Annotated in this window: 16 protein-coding genes and 1 tRNA gene; 14 read left to right on the top strand and 3 right to left on the bottom strand. The window is 39.8% G+C overall.

The window, feature by feature from the left end:
• The first annotated feature begins 478 nt into the window (after nt 1-478).
• The 3 genes from SC428_RS15690 (at nt 479) to glgC (ending at nt 6235) form a co-directional block, all read left to right on the top strand.
• On the top strand, nt 479-2140 hold the full coding sequence (locus SC428_RS15690; protein ID WP_070929095.1) for an alpha-glucosidase: 1662 nt from the start codon (nt 479-481) through the stop codon (nt 2138-2140).
• A gap of 750 nt (nt 2141-2890) precedes the next feature.
• Nucleotides 2891-4912, top strand: a complete 2022-nt coding sequence (gene glgX / locus SC428_RS15685; protein ID WP_318708676.1) for a glycogen debranching protein GlgX — start codon at nt 2891-2893, stop codon at nt 4910-4912.
• A gap of 18 nt (nt 4913-4930) precedes the next feature.
• On the top strand, nt 4931-6235 hold the full coding sequence (gene glgC, locus SC428_RS15680) for a glucose-1-phosphate adenylyltransferase (RefSeq protein WP_318708674.1): 1305 nt from the start codon (nt 4931-4933) through the stop codon (nt 6233-6235).
• 326 nt (nt 6236-6561) lie between these two features.
• Here the strand turns inward: glgC and SC428_RS15675 are convergent.
• Nucleotides 6562-6636: transfer RNA gene (locus SC428_RS15675), tRNA-Arg, on the bottom strand.
• A gap of 467 nt (nt 6637-7103) precedes the next feature.
• Here SC428_RS15675 and mlaA point away from each other — a divergent pair.
• Entirely contained in the window at nt 7104-7856 is a 753-nt protein-coding gene (gene mlaA / locus SC428_RS15670) for a phospholipid-binding lipoprotein MlaA (RefSeq protein ID WP_070929162.1), read from the top strand.
• Between the two features lie 703 nt (nt 7857-8559).
• Here mlaA and fadL read toward each other — a convergent pair.
• The gene (fadL, locus tag SC428_RS15665; RefSeq protein ID WP_140187297.1) at nt 8560-9870 is read right to left on the bottom strand and encodes a long-chain fatty acid transporter FadL; all 1311 of its coding nucleotides are present in this window, start codon (nt 9868-9870) and stop codon (nt 8560-8562) included.
• Between the two features lie 351 nt (nt 9871-10221).
• Between fadL and SC428_RS15660 the strand changes: the two genes are divergently transcribed.
• From SC428_RS15660 to sixA, 4 genes are all read left to right on the top strand, one after another.
• Complete coding sequence (locus tag SC428_RS15660; RefSeq protein WP_081336000.1) at nt 10222-10518, top strand: YfcZ/YiiS family protein; 297 nt, start codon at nt 10222-10224, stop codon at nt 10516-10518.
• A gap of 344 nt (nt 10519-10862) precedes the next feature.
• A complete protein-coding gene (gene fadI, locus SC428_RS15655; protein WP_070929163.1) occupies nt 10863-12182 on the top strand; it encodes an acetyl-CoA C-acyltransferase FadI in 1320 nt (439 codons plus the stop codon).
• Nucleotides 12182-14362 (top strand): fatty acid oxidation complex subunit alpha FadJ, encoded by a 2181-nt coding sequence (fadJ, locus tag SC428_RS15650; RefSeq protein WP_412544704.1) that lies wholly within the window; start codon nt 12182-12184, stop codon nt 14360-14362. Before fadI ends, fadJ begins: the two co-directional genes overlap by 1 nt.
• A gap of 468 nt (nt 14363-14830) precedes the next feature.
• On the top strand, nt 14831-15316 hold the full coding sequence (gene sixA / locus SC428_RS15645; RefSeq protein ID WP_070929165.1) for a phosphohistidine phosphatase SixA: 486 nt from the start codon (nt 14831-14833) through the stop codon (nt 15314-15316).
• Nucleotides 15317-15354: 38 nt separating this feature from the next.
• Here the strand turns inward: sixA and smrB are convergent, their stop codons facing one another.
• The gene (gene smrB / locus SC428_RS15640; protein ID WP_140178711.1) at nt 15355-15897 is read right to left on the bottom strand and encodes an endonuclease SmrB; all 543 of its coding nucleotides are present in this window, start codon (nt 15895-15897) and stop codon (nt 15355-15357) included.
• Nucleotides 15898-16118: 221 nt separating this feature from the next.
• Here smrB and hutI point away from each other — a divergent pair, with 221 nt between their 5' ends.
• The 6 genes from hutI to prmB all read left to right on the top strand — a co-directional run bounded on the left by hutI (nt 16119) and on the right by prmB (nt 24629).
• Nucleotides 16119-17357: an imidazolonepropionase gene (hutI, locus tag SC428_RS15635; protein WP_318708665.1), complete on the top strand. Its 1239-nt coding sequence runs from the start codon at nt 16119-16121 to the stop codon at nt 17355-17357.
• Between the two features lie 333 nt (nt 17358-17690).
• On the top strand, nt 17691-18434 hold the full coding sequence (hutC, locus tag SC428_RS15630; protein ID WP_070929167.1) for a histidine utilization repressor: 744 nt from the start codon (nt 17691-17693) through the stop codon (nt 18432-18434).
• A 366-nt stretch (nt 18435-18800) separates the two neighbouring features.
• A complete protein-coding gene (gene hutU / locus SC428_RS15625) occupies nt 18801-20486 on the top strand; it encodes a urocanate hydratase (protein WP_175442559.1) in 1686 nt (561 codons plus the stop codon).
• A 12-nt stretch (nt 20487-20498) separates the two neighbouring features.
• On the top strand, nt 20499-22031 hold the full coding sequence (gene hutH / locus SC428_RS15620) for a histidine ammonia-lyase (protein WP_070929168.1): 1533 nt from the start codon (nt 20499-20501) through the stop codon (nt 22029-22031).
• Between the two features lie 96 nt (nt 22032-22127).
• The gene (locus SC428_RS15615; RefSeq protein WP_140187295.1) at nt 22128-23525 is read left to right on the top strand and encodes an amino acid permease; all 1398 of its coding nucleotides are present in this window, start codon (nt 22128-22130) and stop codon (nt 23523-23525) included.
• Between the two features lie 171 nt (nt 23526-23696).
• Entirely contained in the window at nt 23697-24629 is a 933-nt protein-coding gene (gene prmB / locus SC428_RS15610) for a 50S ribosomal protein L3 N(5)-glutamine methyltransferase (RefSeq protein WP_070929169.1), read from the top strand.
• Nucleotides 24630-24690: the final 61 nt, after the last annotated feature.

Genomic DNA, 24690 nt, shown 5'->3' with positions numbered 1-24690 from the left:
ATGTGGGGTGTTTATATTGAATGTTGATTTTATTTATAGAGTGGTAAGCGTTTTCTTAATCAAAATGTCCAAATATTTTAACAAATTAATATAATATGGACGACTAGATATACTTTCTTATGATATAAATTTTCGGAACATTCATTATGTATGATCAGTGCATTCGATTTAAATATTAATAGGTTAGATCGCCATAAAGTCCATCATGTATTCAAAAAGACTCAGCTAATGACATTATAATGAGTGAAAGTGATAGTCGTTAAGTGATTGAGTTACCTCTTTAGATAATTATGCTATAGCTTGTAAAGTAGTTGCCAATTGCTGCTTGCAAAGGGAGTTCATTTTTATGGATAGCTTACCGTCAATTTTACGTTAGTATTAGTGAAATTTTTGTGTTTTTAATATACAAGGATAGGTAAAACAAAGTTACATGCTGTATCTAACACAGATTTATTATTGACATAATGATGAGGTGAGTATGACAGATGCATGGTGGAAAGAAGCGGTTGTTTATCAAATTTATCCCAAAAGCTTTTGTGACGATAATGGTGATGGAATAGGCGATCTAGCAGGGATCATAAAAAAATTAGATTACATACAAGCTCTTGGGGTAAATGTTATTTGGCTATGCCCTATTTTTAAATCACCGATGAAAGATAATGGTTATGATATTTCTGATTATTCAACGGTTGATCCTATTTTTGGTGATAATGCGACGTTAGATAAGCTAATTGCGGAAGCAAAAAAGCGTGGCATAAAAATACTCCTCGATTTAGTTCTCAATCATTCATCAGATGAGCATCCATGGTTTAAAGCTGCACTCGCCGACCCAAATAGCCGATATGCCGATTACTATACATTTATAGAATGGGATAAATCGACCCCACCTAACAATTTACGTAGCTATTTTGATTGCTCGGTATGGACGCATGTTCCAAACACTCATCGTTGGTATTTTAATTCTTTTGGGCCAGAACAGCCGGATCTTAACTGGGAAAACCCACAATTACGTCAAGAAATTATTGATATGATTAATGTGTGGATAAAAAAAGGCGTCGCGGGTTTTCGTATTGATGCGATTGGTAATTTAAAAAAATCACCAGAGGCACTTTCAGTTCATTATTTTGCACCTGATCATGAAGATGGTACCGCCTCCCTGATCCCTTGGGTTGTCAATCAACCTGGGATAGATAAATTTCTTAATCAACTTGCAGATAATACTTTTCGCCCCGCCAATTGTATGACTGTTGCTGAAATTGATGTTCCTGAAAAAGATCTCTATGACTATGTAGGAGAACATGGCTATTTTTCGATGGTATTTGATTTTAGCATTGCAAATCTTGATATTGATGAACAACCACCTTTTACATTAAAGCCAATTACTGGAAAACGGTTAAAGCCAGTTTTTATAAAAAGTCAGCTTGATACCCAACGGGTAGGTTGGGGGGCTCCATATCTGGAAAATCATGATCAACCACGTTCATTAAATAAATTTCTGCCAAAAGGCACTGAATCATCTTTAGTTGCAGCAAAAATGTTGGCGACTTTTTTGTTGATGCAACGTGGTACGCCATTTATTTATCAAGGACAAGAGATTGGTATGACTAACTGTGCCATGTCGATAGATGAGCATGATGATTTACATGTTTTTAAATTATATGAATGGGGATTACAACATAATTATGATCAGCAGAAGATGATGAGTTATTTTGCTGCACGTAGTAGAGATAATGCAAGAACGCCATTCCAATGGAATTCAGACTTGCACGCAGGGTTCACTTCTGCATCACCGTGGCTAAAAATCAATCCTAATTACACAACCATTAATGCTCAAGAACAGCAACAGCAAGCAGATTCTCTTTTTTCATTCTATCAACAGCTTATTTCTCTGAGATTACATTCTGAGATCAGAGACATTCTTATTCATGGTACTTTTATAGCGCTTGAGGCACCAGAAAATGTTATTGCCTACCGTAGAGTATTAAAAGATCAATGGGTAAATATTTATTGTAATTTCAATGATAAAAATGAGAAGGTTAATAGTCATATAAATAAACTATATTTGAGTAATATTAAAGATTTAAATATTGAAAGTGAACATATTGTGCTAAACCCTTACCAAGCGATCATTTTTAAATGACTATCTATTTATGTAAAAATAAAGCGGTAACCTAAAATATGGGTTGCTGAAAAATTAAAATCTATAATGTAGATTACTGTTTATTTATGTTGAGTTTACTTTTAATGTAAAAAATATTCGAATTTTTAAATAACAAAAAAAACACACTATAATATTAACTGTAAAGTGGATGTGATTAGTATGGTAGTAGTTTAATCACATTTGTTTTTCTAATGCATTGATAATAAATGGAAATTTTAAACTCACAAATGGGGTTTTTAAGGTGTAATAACTTAAGGTGACTAATTGGGATGAAGTTTTAATAACTTATAAACTTCTCACTTTATGCTGAAAAGCTCTTGTAAATTAATATGCAAGGTTAGCTTTAGCGAACCTAACAGGCATTACGGTTATTTAATTTTTTAGAATAAGTATGGAAGTAGTTGAAAGAAAGTTTTAGTTCGTTTTGATAATCTTTTTTATACATTACTGATTTATAATTTGAGGATAAGTTTTTCATGAGAATATTTTTGCTCTGATGTACTGATATTTATGTGCTAGTTTAACTCAAACAAGTAAAACAGAGTTGCCAGCGGCTTAATTATTCTAGTAAGAGATATAACATCATGATTAATTAGGACGATATTCGACAATCATAAAGGGGATATTGATGATATGGCAAATATTCACACAAAGCCTATTACTTGTCATAATAAATTTCATTCAATGATAGTTGTATTCCTCCTTTTCAACCAAAAAGGAAGATGAACAATGGCAAATGTTAACTTTAAATTAAGCGCGGGGCATTCAACGCCATTAGGCTGTGTGGCCGATAAAAATGGCGTCAATTTTGCACTTTATAGCGAAAAAGCTGAAAGAGTAGAGTTATGCTTATTTAGCCAACAGGGTGAAGAAATTCGTTATGACTTAATACGTGATGATAACCATATCTGGCATGGCTATTTATTGGGTGCTACAGCTGGTCTTCATTATGGTTATCGAGTGCATGGCCCTTGGCAGCCAGAACAAGGTTTGCGTTTTAACCCTAATAAACTACTGATTGACCCCTACAGTCGAGCTGTGAGTAGTAAAGTACAAGATGCACATCTATTTATTGATGGGATAGATAGTAGAGATGTAATTGATAATGGAAGCATTGCGCCTAAATCGATTGTTACACAAGACAATTATGATTGGGGGGATGATGAATTACTAAATACGCCGTGGTCACAGACGATCATTTATGAAGCGCATGTACGTGGCTTGACTCAATTACACCCTGATATTCCACAAGAGATCCGAGGTAGCTATGCGGCTATTGCTCATCCAGTAATGATTAGCTATTTAAAACAACTGGGTATTACTGCTATTGAATTACTGCCCATACAATTTCACCTTGATGAGCCTCGTTTGCAAAAATTAAACTTAACCAATTATTGGGGTTATAACACGTTAGCGCCATTTGCGATTGAACCGACATATTGGTCTGGTCGAGCTAATACCTCACCGCTAAACGAATTTCGAGACATGGTAAAAGCCTTACATCGTGCAGGCATTGAAGTTATTTTAGATATTGTCTTCAATCATACCGCCGAATTAGATCTTTTAGGCCCCACATTGTCATTTAGAGGTATTGATAACAGTACTTATTATTGGTTGCAAGATAATGGTGATTATCATAATTGGACGGGGTGTGGAAATACACTGAATTTATCTCATCCAATGGTGAAACAGTGGGTGATAGATTGCCTACATTTTTGGGCAAATGAGTGTCATGTTGATGGTTTTCGTTTTGATCTAGCAACAGTACTCGGTAGAACGCCTGAATTTTCCTCAAATTCCCCATTATTAAGAGCAATTACTCAAGATCCTGTTTTATCCAAATTAAAACTCATTGCCGAACCATGGGATGTTGGGACTGGCGGTTATCAATTAGGTAACTTTCCGACTCCATTTGCGGAATGGAATGACCGTTTTCGTGATGATATCCGTCAATTTACCTTAAATAAAGGTGTCTCTTTAGGTACATTTGCGAGCCGCTTCGCAGGCTCTAGTGACATCTATCAACAGAGCCAGCGCTTACCTTATGTCTCTATCAATAAAATTACTTCTCATGATGGTTTTACTCTTCAAGATGTTGTGAGCTTCAATCATAAACATAATCAAGCTAATGGAGAAAGCAATACTGATGGTAGTAATAGTAATCACAGTAATAACCACGGTTTTGAAGGGATAACTGACGATCCTCAAATATTACAAAAAAGATCTCAAAGCCAACGGCATTTATTGACCTTTTTGATGTTATCACTGGGAACACCGATGTTGCTAGCTGGTGATGAACAAGGAAATAGCCAACAAGGAAATAACAATGCTTATTGTCAGGATTCTCCTGTAAGTTGGATTAATTGGCAAACAAGAGACGAAGAGTTGATCCAATTTACAAGTCGGTTGACAGCTTTAAGGCATAAGATAACCGCTCTAACCGAAGGTGAATGGTGGACAGGAAATTTTTCTAGTGAAAAGAATGCCGCTGATGTGGTTTGGCTCAATCAACATGGAGAGCCATTAACACCTGAACAATGGCAATGGCATGAAACATTGCCGTTACAAATATTATTATCTGGTAAGTGGTTAATAATTATTAATTTAACAGAGCAAATCCAGCATATAACACTACCCACAGGTGATTGGGTGAACAGTGAGCCTTTTCTCTGTTTTAGTGAAATGATTGAAAAATACCAAAGTAATCCAAGAAATATTGATGTGTTGACTAATAATAATTTTACTCATTAAGCTTTTTGAGGAGGTTATATGCCTGAGAGGTTATTGACTCAATCACAACCAAACACTGTGCAACGTCTAATGTTAGCAAAACAGCTACCAAATAAAACGGTGGCGTTGATCCTTGCTGGGGGGCGAGGAACACGCTTAAAAGCGCTGACGAATAAGCAACCTAAGCCATCATTATTTTTTGGTGGGAAATTTAGAATTATTGATTTTACATTATCAAATTGCATCAATTCAGGTATTTGCCGCGTAGGTGTTTTAACGCAGTACTACTCGCATTCATTGATCCAACATATTCAACGGAGTTGGTCATTTATGAATGATAAAGCCAATGAGTTTATTGATATTTTGCCGGCGGAGCAAAAGCAAGGAAATGATGGATGGTACCAAGGTACTGCTGATGCCATTTTTCAAAATTTAGATATCATTAGGCATTATCAAGCAAAATATATTTTGATTTTAGCGGGGGATCATATCTATAAGATGGATTACTCGCAAATGTTGCTCGACCATGTCGAAAAAGGCAGTAAATGCACGGTGGCTTGTATTGAAGTACCACAAAATGAAGCTTCTGGCTTTGGAATTATGGATATCGATGAAAACGAACGTATTATCCAATTTATCGAAAAACCAGAAAACCCACCATCGCTGCCTAGCAAACCTGATACTTCATTAGCCAGTATGGGAATTTATGTTTTTGATGCGCAATACCTATATCAATTACTGAAAGAAGAAAACATTCTTATAGAAACTCATCATGATTTTGGTAAAGATCTCATCCCAAAGGTCGTCGCACAAGGGGTAGCATGGGCACATCCATTTGCTCGTTCATGTGTCACATCTAATTTTAATGAAAAAATTCAGCCATATTGGCGTGATGTCGGCACTATCGACTCTTATTGGAATGCGAATATTGATTTAGTGTCTGCTGCACCTGAACTAGATATGTATGACCATAATTGGTCAATTCGTACAGCAATGTACCCGCTACCCCCCGCTAAATTTATTCAAGGTAGTTCAGGAACACAAGGTATGGTCATTAACTCGCTAATTAACTCTGGTTGTATAATTGCGGATTCAATGATTACTAACTCAGTTATTTTTCAAGAAACAAATATTGATGCTTTTTGCCAAATTGATTCTTCAGTGTTACTCCCTAAGGTACGTGTAGGGCGTGCTTGCCGCTTAAAACGTTGCATTATTGATAAAGGTTGCCATGTGCCAAGTGGATTGGTGGTAGGCGAAAATAAAGAAGAGGATGAACAGCGTTTTTATTGTTCAGAGGGTGGAGTGGTACTGATTACGCAGGAAATGTTGGCACAGCTTTGATGGTATAGAGGAATAAGATGGATAGGGAGAAAAGGGAAATGCATATCTTATCGACTTATTCTGAATTATTTCTCTCTGCTCGTACCATTTAGAAATGTATCGATTGCATTTAGTTGTATGATTTTTGTTTTTGTCACTGATATTTGTTTACATTGTCGGAATGTGGGCATCTTTATATTGATTATTTATTAGTGCCCGCATATATGCCCGCATTTTTATGGTGCAGTCAAGTAATGTTAGGTTATGTGTGATAACTATTGATTTGGCGAAGATGCTGATTTAACGGGTTATTTGGTAATGATTGGTAACTGTCGGTAACTTGGTCTTGGCGTCCCCTGCAGGAATCGAACCTACAACTAGCCCTTAGGAGGGGCTCGTTATATCCATTTAACTAAGGGGACTTTACCGCTAATGTCGCAGTGGTTGGCATTCTACTTCTGACTTCCTGTTGAATCAAGTTGTTACGTGGAATTTCTTTTATCAAAAGCTGCAAAAAGAGCTTTTAGTTGTTTTTTTGCTCAAGTGAAGTTTTGATTGACTGGTTAGATAAATAAGTTGTATGTGATAATTGGATAAATGAGAATTATACATGTAAATCATAGTAATACTTAAAATAGTGTGCATTATCACTATGAATCTTCTACATTTTTGTGTTTCTTGCCCGATAAAAAGTGATTCTTACCTGTTTAATCACATTTCTTATAATAATGGATGCCATAAATAAGGTATAGTTAACATTATGGTTGCTTAGTTGTTCTTAGCACTCAAATTGATTAACAATTATATCTGTTTGCTTTTAATATAAACATATTAGCTTATAATTCGTAGAAAAGTGCCATGGCTGGTGGTGCAGGGGATGGAGAGTATTATGAAGTTTCGCATGAGTGGCGTTCTTCTTGCGGGAGTTTTGCTTGTTGGATGTTCGAGTTCAATAAACCCTGAAACTCAGGAACGTTCGGATCCGCTTGAAGGTTTTAACCGAGCGATGTTCAATTTTAACTACAATGTGTTAGACCCGTACGTTTTAAGGCCTGTTGCAGTGGCTTGGCGTGATTATGTACCGATGCCTGCACGTAATGGTTTAACCAACTTTTTTGTTAACCTTGAAGAACCAGCCAGTATGCTGAATAGCTTCCTACGAGGCGAAGTCAGCCAAGGTTTTAAACATTTTAATCGCTTTTTCCTCAATACCGTTTTCGGAGTGGGGGGGCTTATCGACGTAGCTTCAATGGCAAACCCTCAGTTAGCGAAAGAAGAACCTAAACGTTTTGGTAATACTCTAGGTTACTATGATGTTGGCTATGGCCCATATGTTGTGTTACCGGGCTACGGTAGCTTTACGGTACGTGAAGAGGGGGGTAACTTAGTCGATGATCTATATCCGATGTTAAGTTATTTGACGTTCTGGATGTCAGCGGGTAAATGGGCGCTTGAAGGTATTGAAACCCGTTCACAATTACTCGATTCTGATGGTTTATTGAAGAACTCTTCAGATCCGTATTTGTTAATGAGAGAAGCCTATTTCCAACGTAATGATTTCTTATCGAGTGGTGGGGAATTAAAAGCGACGGTGAATCCTAATGCATCGGCAATCGAAGGTGATTTAGATTCTATTGATTAGTCTATGCGATTAACGTTATCACTCTCTTTTGTCATCAGACATTAGAGAGTGATAAAGATGTTATTCATTGCCTCGGTTTCCTCGAGAAGTTATTGCATCTACTAGTGCGATGACGCCTAATACACCAATAAAACCAACGGTAAATAAAGTTCCCATACTTTTCTCCTATGTGCTCATATCTGCCTCTTTATGATTAACGCTCGGCGTATTAATGATGGCTTAACGTTAATGTGTTTTGCCCATACATCTATGCTGCCATGTTGCGCTAAACAATAAACTTATTGTACATAGCGTTATGACAAGAACATGCAGGGTGTTGTGATGTTATGAAAAAGAATTGCAAAACTATTTACAACGAAATGGGTGTTTAAAAACAAATTGAAATAGTTTTACAGTGGTAGGCGTGGTGTAGGGACTTTAACAGTTAATTTACAAGCCAGCCATAATTTAATTTATAGATTTATCTGGGCAGATGTCAAGTGCAACTCAGGCGAGAACTGCGTTTTCAAGGCTTTTTACGTAGTAGTAGGTAGGATATTTTGCTACCTTGATGATGATAATGTGCTTTCAATGTAGAAAATCAGGTTAATGCCAGTGATTTATAACTTAAAAATGAAGTTTTACAGATAGAAAAAGGTTTGTTTGTATTTGGGAGAAATAATAACAGGGGGGATGCCCCTGTTATTTATGAGGTTCATATCAATTAAAATGTATAGTTGAAGTTTACGCCATACAGCCAAGCCGAACCTTCAGATTTAAACTCGTAGGCTGGCAGTGGCACAGCTGCGCTCTCGCTGAGTTTTTCGGAGATATTCACTTTCTTGCCATACATATAAGAGATACCAAGGTCAACGGAGGCGTTTTCATTAAATGCATAGGTTGTACCCGCACTTAACCAGTAGCGATCTTGGTCAGGGATAGAAATTGAGCGATATTTAGTTGGTACAGGGCTTTCATCGTAGGCAATACCGGTACGGAATGTCCAATTATCGTCATAGAAGTAGGTGGTACCCAAAGCAAAGCGCCATGCATCTTTAAAGTTTTCTGCTTTATGGAATAATTGTTGATTATCACTACTGCGGTATGCGGTAAGATCTTTAAATTCACTCCATCCCGTGTAGGCAACGCTATAGTGTAATGCCCACTTTGGTGCAACTTTATGGTAACCAGAGAACTCCCAAATATCAGGTAAGTTCAGATCAAGTTTCCCTTTGATTTTCTCACCACCAGTTCCCACAAGACCACCTGGTAGAGGCATGTTTGGTAAATCGTTTGAGTATTTACCATCTTCAAATTTGACCTTAACCTTTGAACGATAAGTCAAACTAAAGCGGTTATCAGGGTTTAATTCATAGAGGATCCCTGCGTTCCAGCCATAGCCCCAATCGTCACCCGTTAATTTTGCCATAGTGGTACTAGGCGACATGGGCAATGGGCTGATTATACTCAAATCCCCCGCATGACGTGTAATTTCTGCATCTGCATAAACAGCATCAACACCTAAACCAAAACTAAAGTTATCATTTAAGCGGTAAGCACCACTTAAGTTTAAATTCACGGTTTTTAGGTCAGTTTTACCGCCGATAGGGCCTGCGGCATAGTTTTTGTTGAAATCAGTTGCGAGCCCAAAGTTTGTCGTCATTGAGGTACCCACTGCCCATTTATCATTAATAGGGAAAATAAAGTGAGCATTAGGTACTACCGCACTAGGTGCGATATCATTCGCATTTAAATTACTACCGAGTGGGGAGGCTCCACGGCCTTTAATATCAACGCTCGGATCAATATACACCGCACCAACTGAAAGAGCAGGACGATCAAATAACATCATCGCTGCTGGGTTACGACTACCTTCACTTGCGTTATCGCCGATTGCACCTGCCCCAGAAAATGCACGTCCTAGCGCAGATGTGGAATATTCATTAAGCAAAAAACCAGCGGCTCCAGCGTTAGATGAAATCATTGCCACTGCTATTGCCAAAGCTGATCGAGTAAATAGGTTTTTCTGGCTCATGACCAAAACCCTCTTGTTTATTATTTATATTAGGCGACTTCTATCGCAAGAAGCGCAGAATTGTAGGGTCGCTTGCCTTTATGACAAATCAGACCAGTTACTAGAGTATAGGTCTGACCACCTCATGTGTTGCAAGTATGTTTTACAATTATCTCTGAATTGTTTTCAAAATTGCGATGCGTTTAACAAAATTGCAACATTGAATGGTGACAATTTTACTTATAGCTGTAATTTATGGGGTTAGATCAAACTTATAGCAGATAGTCGGTGATAGCTTTGGTATACACTGGTTTTTCGCTGTTTTTCGGCGTTATGATAGCAGCTTAACAGTTTGTTGATTTGGAGAATAAAATGACTGATGCGATTAAGCGCTGTAGCGCAGAAGAGACAGCTGCTTGCTGTTGTGTGGATGTGGGCACAATCTTAGATAACAAAGATTGTACTGCATCATATCAGCATGTTTTCGCAAGCCAAGCAGAAGCGGAAGCCATGTTGAAACAGTTAACAGAAAAAGCTAAATCAGTTGAATCAGACCCTTGTATCATCAAACATTCGATAGTGAATGTTGAGGGCGGTGTTGAGCTATCAGCAGATTTCACATTTAGCTGTGAAGCAGAAAGTCTGATTTTTCAATTGGGCCTACGCTAATCAATCAACTGATTAACTATTTGCGACCTTCGCTGTTGCTTTATTGCACAATAGTGAAGGTTTCTTTATTTTCTTGCAATATCTATTTCCTACCTTAATTGTTCCAATCTTTCATTGATACTCATTAAGTTGTGTGCAAGCTCGCATTTTCTCAATATCACGGTTTTCTGAATGTAACCTTTATGTTAACAATAATAACAGGTCAGACCTCTTAGGGTTCAACAGTTGTGAAAGTATCGCTATTAAATTAGGTTTTTAGGTGCATATCTATTCATTACACCTAAATGTAAACAACGACGATATCTGTAGGGTCTATAAGCTAGAAAATTTTAGCGGGAGCTACCATGAATCAAACTTCCCATCATGGCGAAAGTAATTATTCAGCAAAAGAAAGGATCGCGATTGTGAGTGGTCTACGTCTACCTTTTGCTAAACAAGCGACAGCATACCAAGGGGTTGCCGCGGTTGATTTGGGAAAAGCGGTGGTTGCTGAATTACTCAACCGAAGTGGTATTGAGAAAGCGTTGATTGAGCAGTTGGTATTTGGGCAAGTTGTGCAAATGCCTGCTGCTCCAAATATTGCAAGGGAGATTGTGCTCGGGACGGGTATGAGTGTTTCAACGGATGCTTATAGCGTTTCACGAGCCTGTGCAACCAGTTTTCAAGCAATGGCCAATATTGCTGAAAGTATGATGGCTGGCCATATCTCCGTTGGTATTGCCGGTGGCGCCGATTCCTCTTCAGTTTTACCAATTGGCGTATCCAAAAAATTAGCTGCAACACTACTTTCTTTGAGTAAAGCTAAATCGTTAGGCCAAAAATTATCCCTTATCGCGAAATTACGTTTAAAGGATTTGTTACCCGTTGCACCAGCAGTCGCGGAGTATTCTACAGGGTTACGTATGGGGGATACCGCTGAACAAATGGCTAAAAGCTACCATATTAGCCGTGAACAACAGGATGAGTTGGCTCATCGTTCACATTTGCTGGCGGCGAAAGCATGGGAAAGTGGTGTATTAGAGCAAGAGGTGATGACCGCTTATATGCCACCTTTCAAACAAGCGTTTACTCAAGATAATAATATTCGTACAAACTCAGTTTTATCTTCTTATGCAAAATTAAAGCCTGCATTTGACCGTAAACATGGTTCTGTTACCGCGGCGAATAGTACTCCATTAACGGATGGCGCGGCTGCTGTTCTAATGATGACAGAGTCGCGAGCAAAAGCATTAGGTTATACACCATTAGGTTATATTCGTAGCTTTGCTTTTTCTGCGATTGATGTTTGGCAAGATATGTTACTAGGACCATCTTATGCAACGCCGATTGCACTGAAACGTGCAGGGCTGACATTGCAAGATCTCACCTTAATTGATATGCATGAAGCATTTGCAGCTCAGACGCTGGCAAATCTTAAATTATTCTCAAGTCGCCAATTTGCACAAGAAAAATTAGGATTAACCAAAGAAATTGGTGAAGTGGACATGGATAAATTTAATGTTTTGGGTGGTTCTATTGCTTATGGACACCCTTTTGCTGCGACAGGTGCACGTATGGTAACGCAAACACTTCATGAACTTCGCCGGCGTGGCGGTGGGTTTGGTCTAACAACCGCATGTGCAGCGGGTGGCTTAGGTGCAGCAATGATTTTGGAGGTGGAATAATGACTGATTATTCTCCGCGAGAAATGCAAGGTGAAATCGCTAAGGGGGCATTTCGTCTTGAAGTTCATTCGCAAACTGTAGGGGTGATTTATATTGATGTCCCTAACGAAAAAGTGAACACCTTAAAGGCTGAATTTGCCCAGCAATTCCTTTCCATATTACAGCAGGCACAATCAACATCAGGCTTGAAAGGGCTGGTGATCACCTCTGGGAAGAAAGACAGCTTTATTGCTGGTGCTGATATTAGCATGATTGCTAATTGCACGAGTAAAGAAGAAGCCAGTGAACTTTCAAGAGAAGGTCATATTTTATTTGATAAATTAGAAAATTATCCATTGCCTATCATTGCTGCTATTCATGGGGCTTGCTTAGGAGGGGGCTTAGAGCTGGCATTAGCTTGCCACGCACGGGTTTGCTCGAATGATGATAAAACACGACTAGGTCTACCTGAAGTACAACTTGGGTTACTTCCAGGATCTGGTGGAACACAGCGGTTACCTAAATTAGTGGGTATTCCTAGTGCATTAGATATGATGCTGACAGGTAAGCAGTTACGCGCTAAGCAAGCTCAAAAAATCGGACTAGTGGATGATGTCGTACCTGAAACTATTTTGCTGGATGTTGCTATTCAAATGGCAAAGAAAGGTAAAATTCAGCGAGCTCCTATCCATTGGCAGCAAAGGTTGTTAAGCAGTAGATTATTACGCAATAAAGTATTTTCAACGGCTAAACAGACGGTGATGCGTAAAACCAAAGGGCACTATCCAGCACCTGAGAAGATAATTCAAGTTGTGAGAACAGGGGTCGAAAAAGGGGCTAAAGCGGGATATGATGCGGAAGCAAAAGCTTTTGGTGAGCTAGTGATGACCCCACAATCGGCAGCATTGCGCAGCCTCTTTTTTGCGACAACTTCATTAAAAAATGAAACGGGTTCAGCAGCGGTTCCTGCTAAATTTAAACAGATAGGTGTGTTAGGTGGTGGTTTGATGGGCGGAGGGATCGCTTATGTTACTGCAATGCGAGGTGATCTTGCTGTTCGTATCAAAGACATTAATGAGAGCGGTGTAGCGCAAGCACTGCGTTATAGCTGGGATCGGCTAACTCAGCGCGTGAATAAAAGGCGAATGTCTGCTCGTGAACGTGATGCAGTCATGGCGAAAATATCAGGTACTCTCGATTATCAAGGTTTTGAGCATACTGATATCGTTGTTGAGGCGGTATTTGAAGATCTTACATTAAAGCAAAAAATGGTTGCGGAGATCCAAGATGTGACTAAAGGCCATGCTATTTTTGCTTCAAATACATCATCATTACCTATTAATCAGATTGCAGAAAAAGCCAAACACCCGGAAAAAGTGATTGGATTACATTATTTTAGCCCTGTAGATAAAATGCCTTTAGTTGAGGTGATCCCTCATCAGCAGACAGATGCTCAAACTATTGCAACGGCGGTCGCTTTAGCTAAAAAGCAGGGTAAAACAGCAATAGTCGTTGGTGATGACGCAGGGTTCTATGTTAACCGCATTTTAGCGCCTTATCTATGTGAAGCGGCTGAGTGTTTAATGCATGGTGAGTCAATTGAACATATTGATAGCGCGTTAGTTGATTTTGGGTTTCCTGTAGGGCCATTCAATCTGTTAGACGAAGTGGGTATTGATGTAGGGACAAAAATTCTTCCTATACTCGTCGAGCGTTTTGGAGAGCGTTTTATGGCTCCTGAACTTTTAGATAAAGTGAATAAAGATGGTCGTAAAGGTAAGAAAAATGGTAAAGGTTTTTATTTGTATGAGCATCAAGCGTCATCTAAGTTATTCTTTTGGAAAAAGGCTCATAAGCGCCAAGTTGATAAGAGCCTTTATTCATTAGTGGGTATTCATCCACAAAATCATTTAAGCAAAATTGATATTGCAGAACGTTGTGTGATGTTAATGTTGAATGAAGCGGTACGATGCTTAGATGAAAAAATTATTCAAAATGCACGTGATGGAGATATCGGTGCTGTATTTGGAATTGGCTTTCCGCCATTCTTTGGTGGTCCTTTCCGCTATATGGATAGCTTGGGTATTCAAAAAACAGTTGATACGATGAATAACTTAGCTGAAAAATATGGTGAAAAATTCAGACCTTGCGATCGATTGTGTCAAATGGCACAAAATAATGAGCAATTCTTCTCTGAGTAGAACATTGGATAGCGAGGAAAGGATAATGCTCTAAGTGTAGTGAGTCAGGCTAGGATCAAACAAATAGAGCGCTAACCTAATAAAAAACCTGATGAATTTGCTTGTTATAGCAAACATCGGGTTTTTTTATGGTTAATTGTCGGGGAAATGAAAGCATCACAAAGTAGGTAAGATAGGATAAACAGTAACGTTAAGTTGACTGCAAAATCTAGATATATTTCAGACAAACTAAAAACAAAAAAACTACTTAAGTCATTTTATTTTTAAATGGTTTGATGCAGAATCACACATTCGGTGTGGTTAATGCTGATTTTTGCAACAATTGTATTTTCAATAATTTGAAGCTTAGTTAGGTTGTTTTGCGTGAATGAATAATGCTTCAATAGAATATTATCATTTGATATATAAAGGTATTTTAATAAATAAGGTTAGCGAGTCTGGTGACTTAGTTAACCCAAATGGTGGATTATGCAAGTTTATATTATGCGTCATGGTGACGCGGCATTACAGGCTGCCAGTGATGCAGCGAGAGCGTTAACGCAAAAGGGAAGAGATGACTCAGCATTGATGGCTCAGTGGTTGAATAAACGTAACCCAGCAATTGATAATGTACTTGTCAGTCCTTATTTGCGGGCGCAACAAACGCTACAGGTGGTTAGGGAAAATTTAAGCCTTCCTATGCAGGCAGAAGTAATGGAGATGTTGACCCCGGGGGGGAATGCCACATTTGTAGCTGATCATATTCGTGATCTCGCAGTGACGGGAGCAAATGCGGTATTAGTCGTTTCTCATTTGCCATTAGTTGGTTATTTAGTTTCTGAGTTGTGTCCACATGAGGCACCACCTATGTTTATTACTTCCTCAATCGCTTGTATTGAAATCGATGTGGGGCACCATAAAGCTCATTTAGACTGGATGCTTAGTCCATCACAATTATTCTCAATGAACCAATAGTTAACTAGCCCCTAAGGGGCTACTTTAAGTTAATGGGTCTAACGTCTGATGCTTTCTTGGGTTTCAATGAGTAACAGAATTGAAGCGTTACCTCCCCATTCTTTAGGTGCTTGATGAAAGGCAATAATATCTGGATGTTGTGCCAACCAGAGCGGTGTTTGTTGCTTTAGGATATGTTTACCATGGCCATGCATAATACAAGCACAAAATATATTTTCACGTTTACATGCCGCAATTAATGCGCCAATTTCTTGCTTAGCTTCCATTTGGGTCAAGCCATGTAGATCAAGAAAGAGTTCCGGAACGTAATCTCCACGGCGTAACTTTTTTAATTCGTAAGGGCTTTCGCCGGGTTTTAGATAGCGAGTAGGGCCTTCATCTTCTAATTGAGGTTGGAACTCATCAGAAAAATAAAATGTTGCATCAATTTGTTCTTGTTGAACTTTTTTACTCGATGGTTGAGTCACTTTGGCACGAATAGGTGTATGTAAAATTTGATCTTGTTTTATCTTCTTTGCGCCCTGGATGGCTTCTTTAAACAGATGAATATCATCATCATTTAACCCAAATTTGTTTTTCATTATATTAACTGTCTTTTTTAGATAATTATATTTCTTTAAGTTTAACCTATTTTTGTCTCTTATTGTTAGAGGCGTAATTTCTAAGACTAAAATAACAAATTTTTAACTAAACTATCGAGTATACATTGACAAATCACGTTGTTTTGTCTAATTGTATATACATATCTATACCTGTTGTTTTGTTGCAACATTCAATGCATTTTTAAACCATAGGATTTGTTATGTCATTTAAAACCCTAGCTCAAGATGTCATCTGGCAAAATGGCCGTATTGCAACCATGGATCAGCAGTCTGATATTGCTTATGGATTGCTAGAAAATGTTGATATGGTGACACGCGGCAATCTGATTGTAGCGATTGTTCCAGCAGGATCGCTTAATACTACAGATTGCCACGTTGTGGATTTAGCAGGGCGCTTAGTGACACCGGGTTTGATTGATTGTCATACACATTTAGTGTTTGGTGGTAATCGTGCGGCGGAATGGGAGCAACGCATGAATGGCGTTTCTTATGAAACGATAAGTCAGCAAGGAGGGGGCATTAACTCAACGGTGCGTGCGACTCGTTCATTGGATGAGGAGCAGCTTTTTCAGGTTTCTCAACCTCGGCTAGAGGCATTGATCCGTGAGGGTGTTACGACTATTGAGATGAAATCAGGCTATGGTTTAGATTTTGTCAGCGAACAAAAGCAATTATTAGCCGCTAAAAAACTCGCAGACTCTTACCCCGTTAGCGTCAGTTCTACATTATTATCGGCTCACACCGTTCCCCCTGAATATAAAGATAAAGCTGACGAATATATTGATCTTATTTGTAATGAGATTATGCCAGCTTTGTGGCAGCAAGGTTTATTTGAAGCCGTTGATGTGTTTTGTGAAAGTGTAGGTTTTTCTTTGGAGCAAAGCCATAAACTGTTTGCCGCAGCACAAAAATTAGGTATTCCAGTAAAAGGGCACGTAGAGCAACTGTCCAATCTCGGTGGTAGTGAGCTCGTCGCAAGTTTTAAAGGCTTATCGGTTGATCATATTGAGTATCTTGATCTCAATGGTATTCGTGCCTTAAAAGAAAGTGGAACGGTAGCGGTACTTTTACCGGGGGCATTTTACTTTTTACGGGAAACTAAATTACCACCAATTGAGCTGTTACGTGAACACAAGGTCCCGATGGCCGTATCGACAGATTTTAACCCAGGAACCAGCCCTTTTGCGTCATTGCGTATGATCATGAATATGGCAGCGGTATTGTTTAGATTAACACCTGAAGAAATTTGGGCCGGTGTGACATGTCACGCTGCGAAAGCATTAGGCCGAGAGGATACCCATGGGCAGTTAAAAGTGGGATATCAGGCGGACTTTGTGGTATGGAATGCTATTGATCCCGTTGAGATGATTTATGAGCAAGGTAGCCAGCCTTTATATATGCGTGTTTATCAAGGAAATATTAGTCACCATAATGTTTAATGGTATTGGTTGGTTATTAAGTCATAAAATTCTTATATCGCCATACAAAACTGATAATATAGATAGGTAAGTTATTTCTCTTAAGGCTATTTTGCAGGAGATTAGATTTTATTTGCGACGGTCAAAATATTGGCTACTTGATTGTATACTCTAGATAATTTGAGCGATGGCTAGGTGACAAGTGTGTCAGTCCCTAAGAGCATAATCAGTATGATGGGGTAGCCACGAGCTTTAACAAAAGTATTGTAACTTGAAGTATGGCGAGTATATAACTCGATAGTGCCAAGGTAGCTCTTGCCAATTTTATTGCGAGCTTAATATTTTACTTTTTTAATGGAAAAAATTGTGACGGCAAATAAAAAAAGTCCTAGGGACACCCCTGTTCCGCTCTACTTACAGGTAAAACAGCTGATTACGGAAAAGATCCATAATGGAGAATGGCAACCTAATGACCGTGTCCCCTCCGAATCAGAACTGGTAAAACAATTTGAATGTAGTCGAATGACGGCTAATCGAGCATTGAGAGAATTAACTGCTGAAGGGTTATTGGTGCGTGTGCAAGGGGTCGGTACATTTGTTGCCGAGCCAAAGGGGCAATCAGCGTTATTTGAGATCCATAGCATTGAAGCGGAAATATTAGCGAGAGGCCATAACTACAGTTGTAAAATCATAAGATTAGAACAGGTTCCTGCATCGGTTTCCCTTGCTGCTGAGTTGAACATTTCAGCGGATACAATGGTATTTCATTCTATCATTGTTCACTATGAAAATGAGGTAGCTGTACAGATAGAAGATCGCTATGTTAATGCGCTAGCGGCTCCTGATTATTTAAAACAAAATTTTTCAGCTATTACTCCTCATGATTATTTGTCAATGGTTGCACCCTTGACGGAAGGAGAACATATTGTTGAAGCGATAGAAGCTGATGAACGAGCCGCCAAATTGTTGAACATTGCTATCGGCTCCTCTTGCTTATTGATATCGCGACGTACGTGGTCTCAATCATTTGTTGTGACAAGTACAAAATTATTATTTCCCGGCAATCGCTATAAGCTAAAAGGGCATTTTACCTCTTAGGAATAGTAAGCAACGCTTGATATTAAGGTTGCTTGCTATTTATCTTTTTGAAAAATAGTGCATTTAATTATCTGTCAATTAAACTCACTTCTGTTTACTTTCCTGAATTCCTCCAATAGGTCATTCAATTTATTAATGTGAATTAATTGTAAATCTAATGTGATCTCACTGGCAGATTTAGAAGAATTATTCACCATCAACTTTGCGTAAAATCAGTCTAACTGGCTAATAAATAATGACTTATTTTATTTTCCTCGTCTTCCTATCCTAAATTTAATGTTAAAATGGGTATTGATTGTACATGTATATACAACTATACCTATAGCAAGACATTATCAGTACAGACTGAATCTATCGAAAGAGGGTATGAATGTGACAACGATAAATAATAAATACAGAAATGGTGATATCAGAGCTCCGAGAGGCAACACGCTCAACGCAAAAAGTTGGTTAACCGAAGCCCCTTTGCGCATGCTTATGAATAACTTAGATCCTGACGTTGCAGAAAACCCACATGAGTTAGTGGTTTATGGTGGTATTGGCCGAGCAGCACGCAACTGGCAGTGCTACGACAAAATTGTCGAAACTCTAAAAGAATTAGCAAGCGATGAAACCTTGCTAGTGCAATCAGGTAAACCCGTGGGGGTTTTTAAAACCCATGAAAATGCACCTCGTGTATTAATTGCGAACTCAAACCTTGTACCGCATTGGGCCAATTGGGAGCATTTCAATGAATTGGATGCGAAAGGCCTAGCGATGTATGGTCAAATGACTGCGGGAAGCTGGATTTATATTGGTAGCCAAGGGATTGTTCAAGGGACATATGAAACCTTTGTTGAAGCAGGGCGCCAACATTTTAATGATGATCTGACGGGGCGTTGGGTATTGACCGCTGGATTAGGTGGTATGGGCGGCGCTCAGCCACTCGCGGCAACATTGGCAGGTGCATGTTCATTAAACATTGAATGCCAACAAAGCCGTATCGACTTTCGCCTGCGCACGCGCTATGTCGATGAGCAAGCGACTGATTTGGATGATGCATTAGCGCGTATTAAAAAGTACACCTCAGAAGGAAAAGCGGTTTCGATCGCGTTATGTGCTAACGCGGCTGAAGTACTTCCTGAATTAGTAAAACGTGGTGTTCGTCCCGATATGGTCACTGACCAAACCAGCGCCCATGACCCCCTCAATGGTTACTTACCAATTGGTATGAGCTGGGAAGAGTATCGCGAGCGCAGTGCGAAAGATCCTGAAGGCATCACAAAAGCAGCCAAAGCATCAATGGCTGAGCATGTAAAAGCCATGCTAGCGTTCCAAAAACAAGGTATTCCAACGTTTGACTATGGTAATAATATTCGCCAAATGGCCCTTGAAATGGGCGTTAAAAATGCATTTGATTTCCCTGGTTTTGTACCTGCGTATATTCGCCCGTTATTCTGTCGTGGCGTAGGCCCATTCCGCTGGGTAGCGTTATCGGGTGACCCTGAAGATATTTATAAAACGGATGCCAAAGTCAAAGAGCTATTACCTGATGATAAACACCTTCATCGTTGGTTAGATATGGCTCGTGAACGCATTAGTTTCCAAGGCTTACCAGCTCGTATTTGCTGGGTTGGTTTAGGTGATAGAGCAAAACTAGGCTTGGCATTTAATGAAATGGTACGCAGTGGTGAAGTATCAGCACCTATCGTTATTGGTCGTGATCACCTTGATTCAGGCTCAGTGGCAAGTCCAAACCGTGAAACTGAAGCAATGAAAGATGGTTCCGATGCGGTATCAGATTGGCCATTACTGAATGCGCTATTAAATACAGCAAGTGGTGCAACATGGGTATCATTACACCATGGTGGTGGTGTAGGTATGGGCTTCTCACAACATTCTGGGGTGGTTATTGTGTGCGATGGTACCGATGAAGCTGCTGAACGTATCGCAAGGGTTCTACATAACGACCCTGCAACCGGTGTTATGCGCCATGCTGACGCTGGTTATGATATTGCGATTAAATGTGCGCAAGAAAAAAATCTTAATTTACCCATGATCAAAACACGCTAAGAGGTGCAATTAATGACTAAGTTAACTATCCATCCAGGAAAAATGACACTGAATGACTTGCGCCTTGTTCTTGCACAACCAGTAACTGTCACATTAGATAAACGTGCACACTCTGCGATAGAAAAAAGTGTTGCCACTGTTAATAAAATTATTGCAGAAGATAAAACGGCATATGGCATCAACACAGGGTTTGGCTTGCTAGCCAACACCCGTATTGCGACGAAAGATCTCCAATCGTTGCAACGCTCGATTGTTATGTCACATGCCGCTGGGGTTGGTGAGCCACTTGATGATGAGTTAGTTCGTCTGATTATGGTGTTAAAAATTAATAGTTTGGCTCGTGGGTTTTCAGGTATTCGCTTGGAGGTGATTGAAGCTTTGGTCGCTTTGGTCAATCATCAAGTTTATCCTCTGATCCCTGCTAAAGGGTCTGTAGGAGCATCTGGTGACTTAGCGCCTCTTGCGCATATGAGTTTAACGTTACTGGGTGAAGGTAAAGCACGATACCAAGGTAAATGGATCAGTGCGAAATCGGCACTCGAAAAAGCAGGACTGAAGCCTCTAAAATTGGAAGCAAAAGAGGGATTGGCACTGTTAAATGGGACACAAGTATCGACAGCTTTCGCTTTGAAAGGGTTGTTTGAGGCGGAAAATCTTCTGCTCAGCGGTATTGTCTGTGGTTCGTTGAGTGTTGAAGCAACATTAGGATCTCGTAAACCGTTTGATGCTCGAGTTCATGAAGTGAGGGGGCAGAAAGGACAAATCGATGTTGCTGGCTTATTCCGTGAAATTCTAACGCCGACGAGTGAGCTATCTCAATCACATGCTAATTGTGTCAAAGTACAAGACCCATACTCATTACGTTGTCAGCCACAAGTGATGGGAGCTTGTTTGACTCAAATTCGTCAAGCTGCTGACGTGATTTTAATTGAATCCAATGCGGTGTCTGATAACCCATTAGTCTTTTCTGATAATGGTGACATTATTTCAGGTGGTAACTTCCACGCAGAGCCAGTCGCGATGGCGGCAGATAATATTGCCTTAGCACTGGCTGAAATAGGCGCATTATCGGAACGCCGTATCGCGTTATTAATGGATACACATATGTCGCAGTTACCGCCGTTTCTGGTGAATAACGGTGGTGTTAACTCAGGCTTTATGATTGCACAAGTGACCGCTGCGGCATTGGCGAGTGAGAATAAAGCATTAGCACATCCGTCGAGTGTGGATAGCTTACCAACATCAGCTAACCAAGAAGACCATGTGTCTATGGCTCCAGCGGCAGGCCGCCGTTTATGGGAAATGGCCAAAAACGTGACAGGTATTTTAGCCATTGAATGGCTGTCAGCATGTCAAGGAATGGACTTCCGTGAGGGACTAAAATCAAGTGAAACATTAGAAAAAGCGCGTAAAACATTGCGTGATAAAGTGGCGTACTATGATAAAGACCGTTACTTTGCACCCGATATCGATGCTGCAATCAACCTGATTGCAGAACATAAATTATCAACTCTGTTCTCTGAGGGAGCAGTCTTCTCTAAATAATACATCACGCAAATAATAAGCGGTCGGCAATGTATCGACCGCTTGTGGTATTTATCTGCACTAACGTAATTAAAACTATAATACGAAGGATAAATCATGCAAAGCACAACAAAACTTACGCGTGGACTTTCTGCGCGTCACATCCGGTTTATGGCCCTCGGGGCAGCGATTGGTACAGGTCTGTTTTACGGCTCAGCCAAGGCAATTGAAACCGCAGGTCCTGCGGTATTAATTGCTTATATTATAGGTGGAGCTGCGGTTTTTATGGTCATGCGGGCATTGGGGGAAATGGCGGTTCATAACCCGATTGCAGGTTCTTTTTCACAATATGCGAGCCATTATTTGGGGCCACGTGCAGGTTTTTTTGCAGGTTGGACCTATGTTTTTGAAATGCTAATTGTTTGCTTAGCTGACGTAACCGCATTTGGTTTTTATATGAAGCTTTGGTTCCCTGAGGTCGCTCAATGGATCTGGGTGCTAGGTATTATCTGTTTTATCGGCGCCATTAATTTGTGCCATGTAAAAGTGTTTGGCGAAATGGAATTTTGGCTCTCTATCATCAAAATTGTGGCGATTGTCGCAATGATTGTCGGTGGTGCTGCAATCATGATGTTTGGTTTTGGTCAGGCTTCCGATCACGCCGTTGGAATTTCAAATTTGTTTGAGCATGGCGGCTTTATGCCAAATGGAATTGGAGGTGTGATCGCATCCTTTGCTGTGGTGATGTTTGCCTTTGGTGGAATTGAAGTGATTGGGATCACGGCAAGTGAAGCTAAAAATCCTGATGTCACGATCCCTCGTGCTATCAATGCGGTACCGATTCGTATCCTGCTATTCTATGTTCTGACACTGTTTGTTTTAATGTGTATTTACCCATGGAATCAAATTGGTTCTCAAGGTAGCCCATTTGTACAAATATTTGATAGCTTAGGTATTTCTTCAGCGGCGAATATTTTAAACGTTGTGGTGATCACCGCAGCGATATCCGCGATCAATAGTGATATCTTTGGCGCAGGTCGTATGATGTTTGGTATGGCTCATGAAGGGCAAGCACCGAAAGCGTTCACTAAGTTAACCAAAAATGGTGTGCCATGGATGACGGTATTGGTTATGTCGCTTGTCCTGTTAGTGGGTGTGGTACTTAACTATCTGATCCCAGAAAAAGTGTTCTTAGTGATTGCTTCAATTGCTACCTTTGCCACTATATGGGTTTGGTTAATGATATTAGTATCACAGGTGGCGATGCGCAAAAAAATGACGCCAGAACAAGTTGCCTCACTGAAGTTCCCTGTACCGCTATGGCCTGTCGGCCCTGTAGTTGCCATAATTTTTATGCTGTTCATATTTGGGGTGCTTGGTTATTTCGAAGATACCCGTATTGCCTTATATGTTGGTATTGTTTGGCTAGTTATTTTAACAGGTGCATATGCTTTGTGGGTGAAAAAACCAGAAGCGGATACTCAGCCAAATTATAACGCTGAACCAGTCGAATAATTAATCTCTTTATTTAATTTTGGCCATGCTCTCATCCTATGAGGGCATGTGCTTTTTTTAATTGTCTTCTTTATCTATTCCTTCACGATTTAATTATATTAATCTGCTGATTTGTGTCTCACTTCGTGGCAAACTTGAAGACTTTCGATATACAGTCAGGAGAAACACTTCTTGGAAAAGATCTTCGTTGATGAAGCTGTTGCTGAGCTTCATACCATTCAGGATATTTTGCGTTGGACAATGAGCCGCTTTAATGCAGCCAATGTTTATTATGGTCACGGTACCGATAATGCTTGGGATGAGGCGTTACAATTAGTACTACCAACGCTTTATTTACCGCTTGATATACCGGATGAACTACTCACATCGCGCCTGACACCAACGGAGCGTCATCGTATTATTGAACGTGTACTGCGTCGTATCAATGAGCGTATCCCTGTGGCTTACCTGACTAATCGCTCATGGTTTTGTGGTCACGAATTCTATGTTGATGAGCGAGTGTTAATTCCCCGCTCACCAATTGGCGAATTGATAAATAACCATTTTGTTGGTTTGGTTGCGGACGAGCCACAAACTATTCTTGATATGTGCACTGGTAGTGGTTGTATTGCTATCGCCTGTGCTTATGAGTTCCCTGAAGCAGAAGTGGATGCCGTCGATATTTCAGCTGATGTACTGGCTGTCACCGAGCAAAATATTGCTAATCATGGGTTAGAACATCGCGTGATCCCAATTCGTTCTGATTTATTTAGGGATATGCCAGAAGTTAAATATGATTTGATCGTGACTAACCCACCTTATGTGGATGCGGAAGATATGGATGACTTGCCAGAAGAGTTCCGTGTTGAGCCTGAATTAGCATTGGCAGCAGGCAGTGATGGGTTGAAACTTGCGCGCCGTATTTTAGCCAATGCACCACGTTTCCTCACTGATGAAGGGGTACTGATCTGCGAAGTCGGTAATAGTATGGTGCATCTTATCGAACAATATCCAGACGTTCCGTTTATTTGGTTAGAGTTTGAATATGGTGGTGATGGTGTGTTTATGTTAACCCGTGATCAATTATTGGAACATCATGCTCAATTCCAACTTTATATTGATTAAGTGGATATTGCGCGGCATTCTAAACAATCACAACATCACAATAACAATCGCTTAATAAGAA

The organism is Providencia sp. 2023EL-00965, from assembly GCF_033550225.1.
Classification (GTDB): Bacteria; Pseudomonadota; Gammaproteobacteria; order Enterobacterales; family Enterobacteriaceae; genus Providencia; species Providencia manganoxydans.
Note: the sequence above shows the minus strand (reverse complement) of the source record. Positions and strands in the feature narration are given on the sequence as shown.

Bases quoted from the DNA above. Each gene is read 5' to 3' on its own strand.
- SC428_RS15690 (WP_070929095.1), top strand. From the start codon at position 479: ATGACAGATGCATGGTGGAAAGAAGCGGTTGTTTATCAAATTTATCCC.
- glgX (WP_318708676.1), top strand. From the start codon at position 2,891: ATGGCAAATGTTAACTTTAAATTAAGCGCGGGGCATTCAACGCCATTA.
- glgC (WP_318708674.1), top strand. From the start codon at position 4,931: ATGCCTGAGAGGTTATTGACTCAATCACAACCAAACACTGTGCAACGT.
- mlaA (WP_070929162.1), top strand. From the start codon at position 7,104: ATGAAGTTTCGCATGAGTGGCGTTCTTCTTGCGGGAGTTTTGCTTGTT.
- fadL (WP_140187297.1), bottom strand. From the start codon at position 9,870: ATGAGCCAGAAAAACCTATTTACTCGATCAGCTTTGGCAATAGCAGTG.
- SC428_RS15660 (WP_081336000.1), top strand. From the start codon at position 10,222: ATGACTGATGCGATTAAGCGCTGTAGCGCAGAAGAGACAGCTGCTTGC.
- fadI (WP_070929163.1), top strand. From the start codon at position 10,863: ATGAATCAAACTTCCCATCATGGCGAAAGTAATTATTCAGCAAAAGAA.
- fadJ (WP_412544704.1), top strand. From the start codon at position 12,182: ATGACTGATTATTCTCCGCGAGAAATGCAAGGTGAAATCGCTAAGGGG.
- sixA (WP_070929165.1), top strand. From the start codon at position 14,831: ATGCAAGTTTATATTATGCGTCATGGTGACGCGGCATTACAGGCTGCC.
- smrB (WP_140178711.1), bottom strand. From the start codon at position 15,897: ATGAAAAACAAATTTGGGTTAAATGATGATGATATTCATCTGTTTAAA.
- hutI (WP_318708665.1), top strand. From the start codon at position 16,119: ATGTCATTTAAAACCCTAGCTCAAGATGTCATCTGGCAAAATGGCCGT.
- hutC (WP_070929167.1), top strand. From the start codon at position 17,691: ATGGAAAAAATTGTGACGGCAAATAAAAAAAGTCCTAGGGACACCCCT.
- hutU (WP_175442559.1), top strand. From the start codon at position 18,801: ATGAATGTGACAACGATAAATAATAAATACAGAAATGGTGATATCAGA.
- hutH (WP_070929168.1), top strand. From the start codon at position 20,499: ATGACTAAGTTAACTATCCATCCAGGAAAAATGACACTGAATGACTTG.
- SC428_RS15615 (WP_140187295.1), top strand. From the start codon at position 22,128: ATGCAAAGCACAACAAAACTTACGCGTGGACTTTCTGCGCGTCACATC.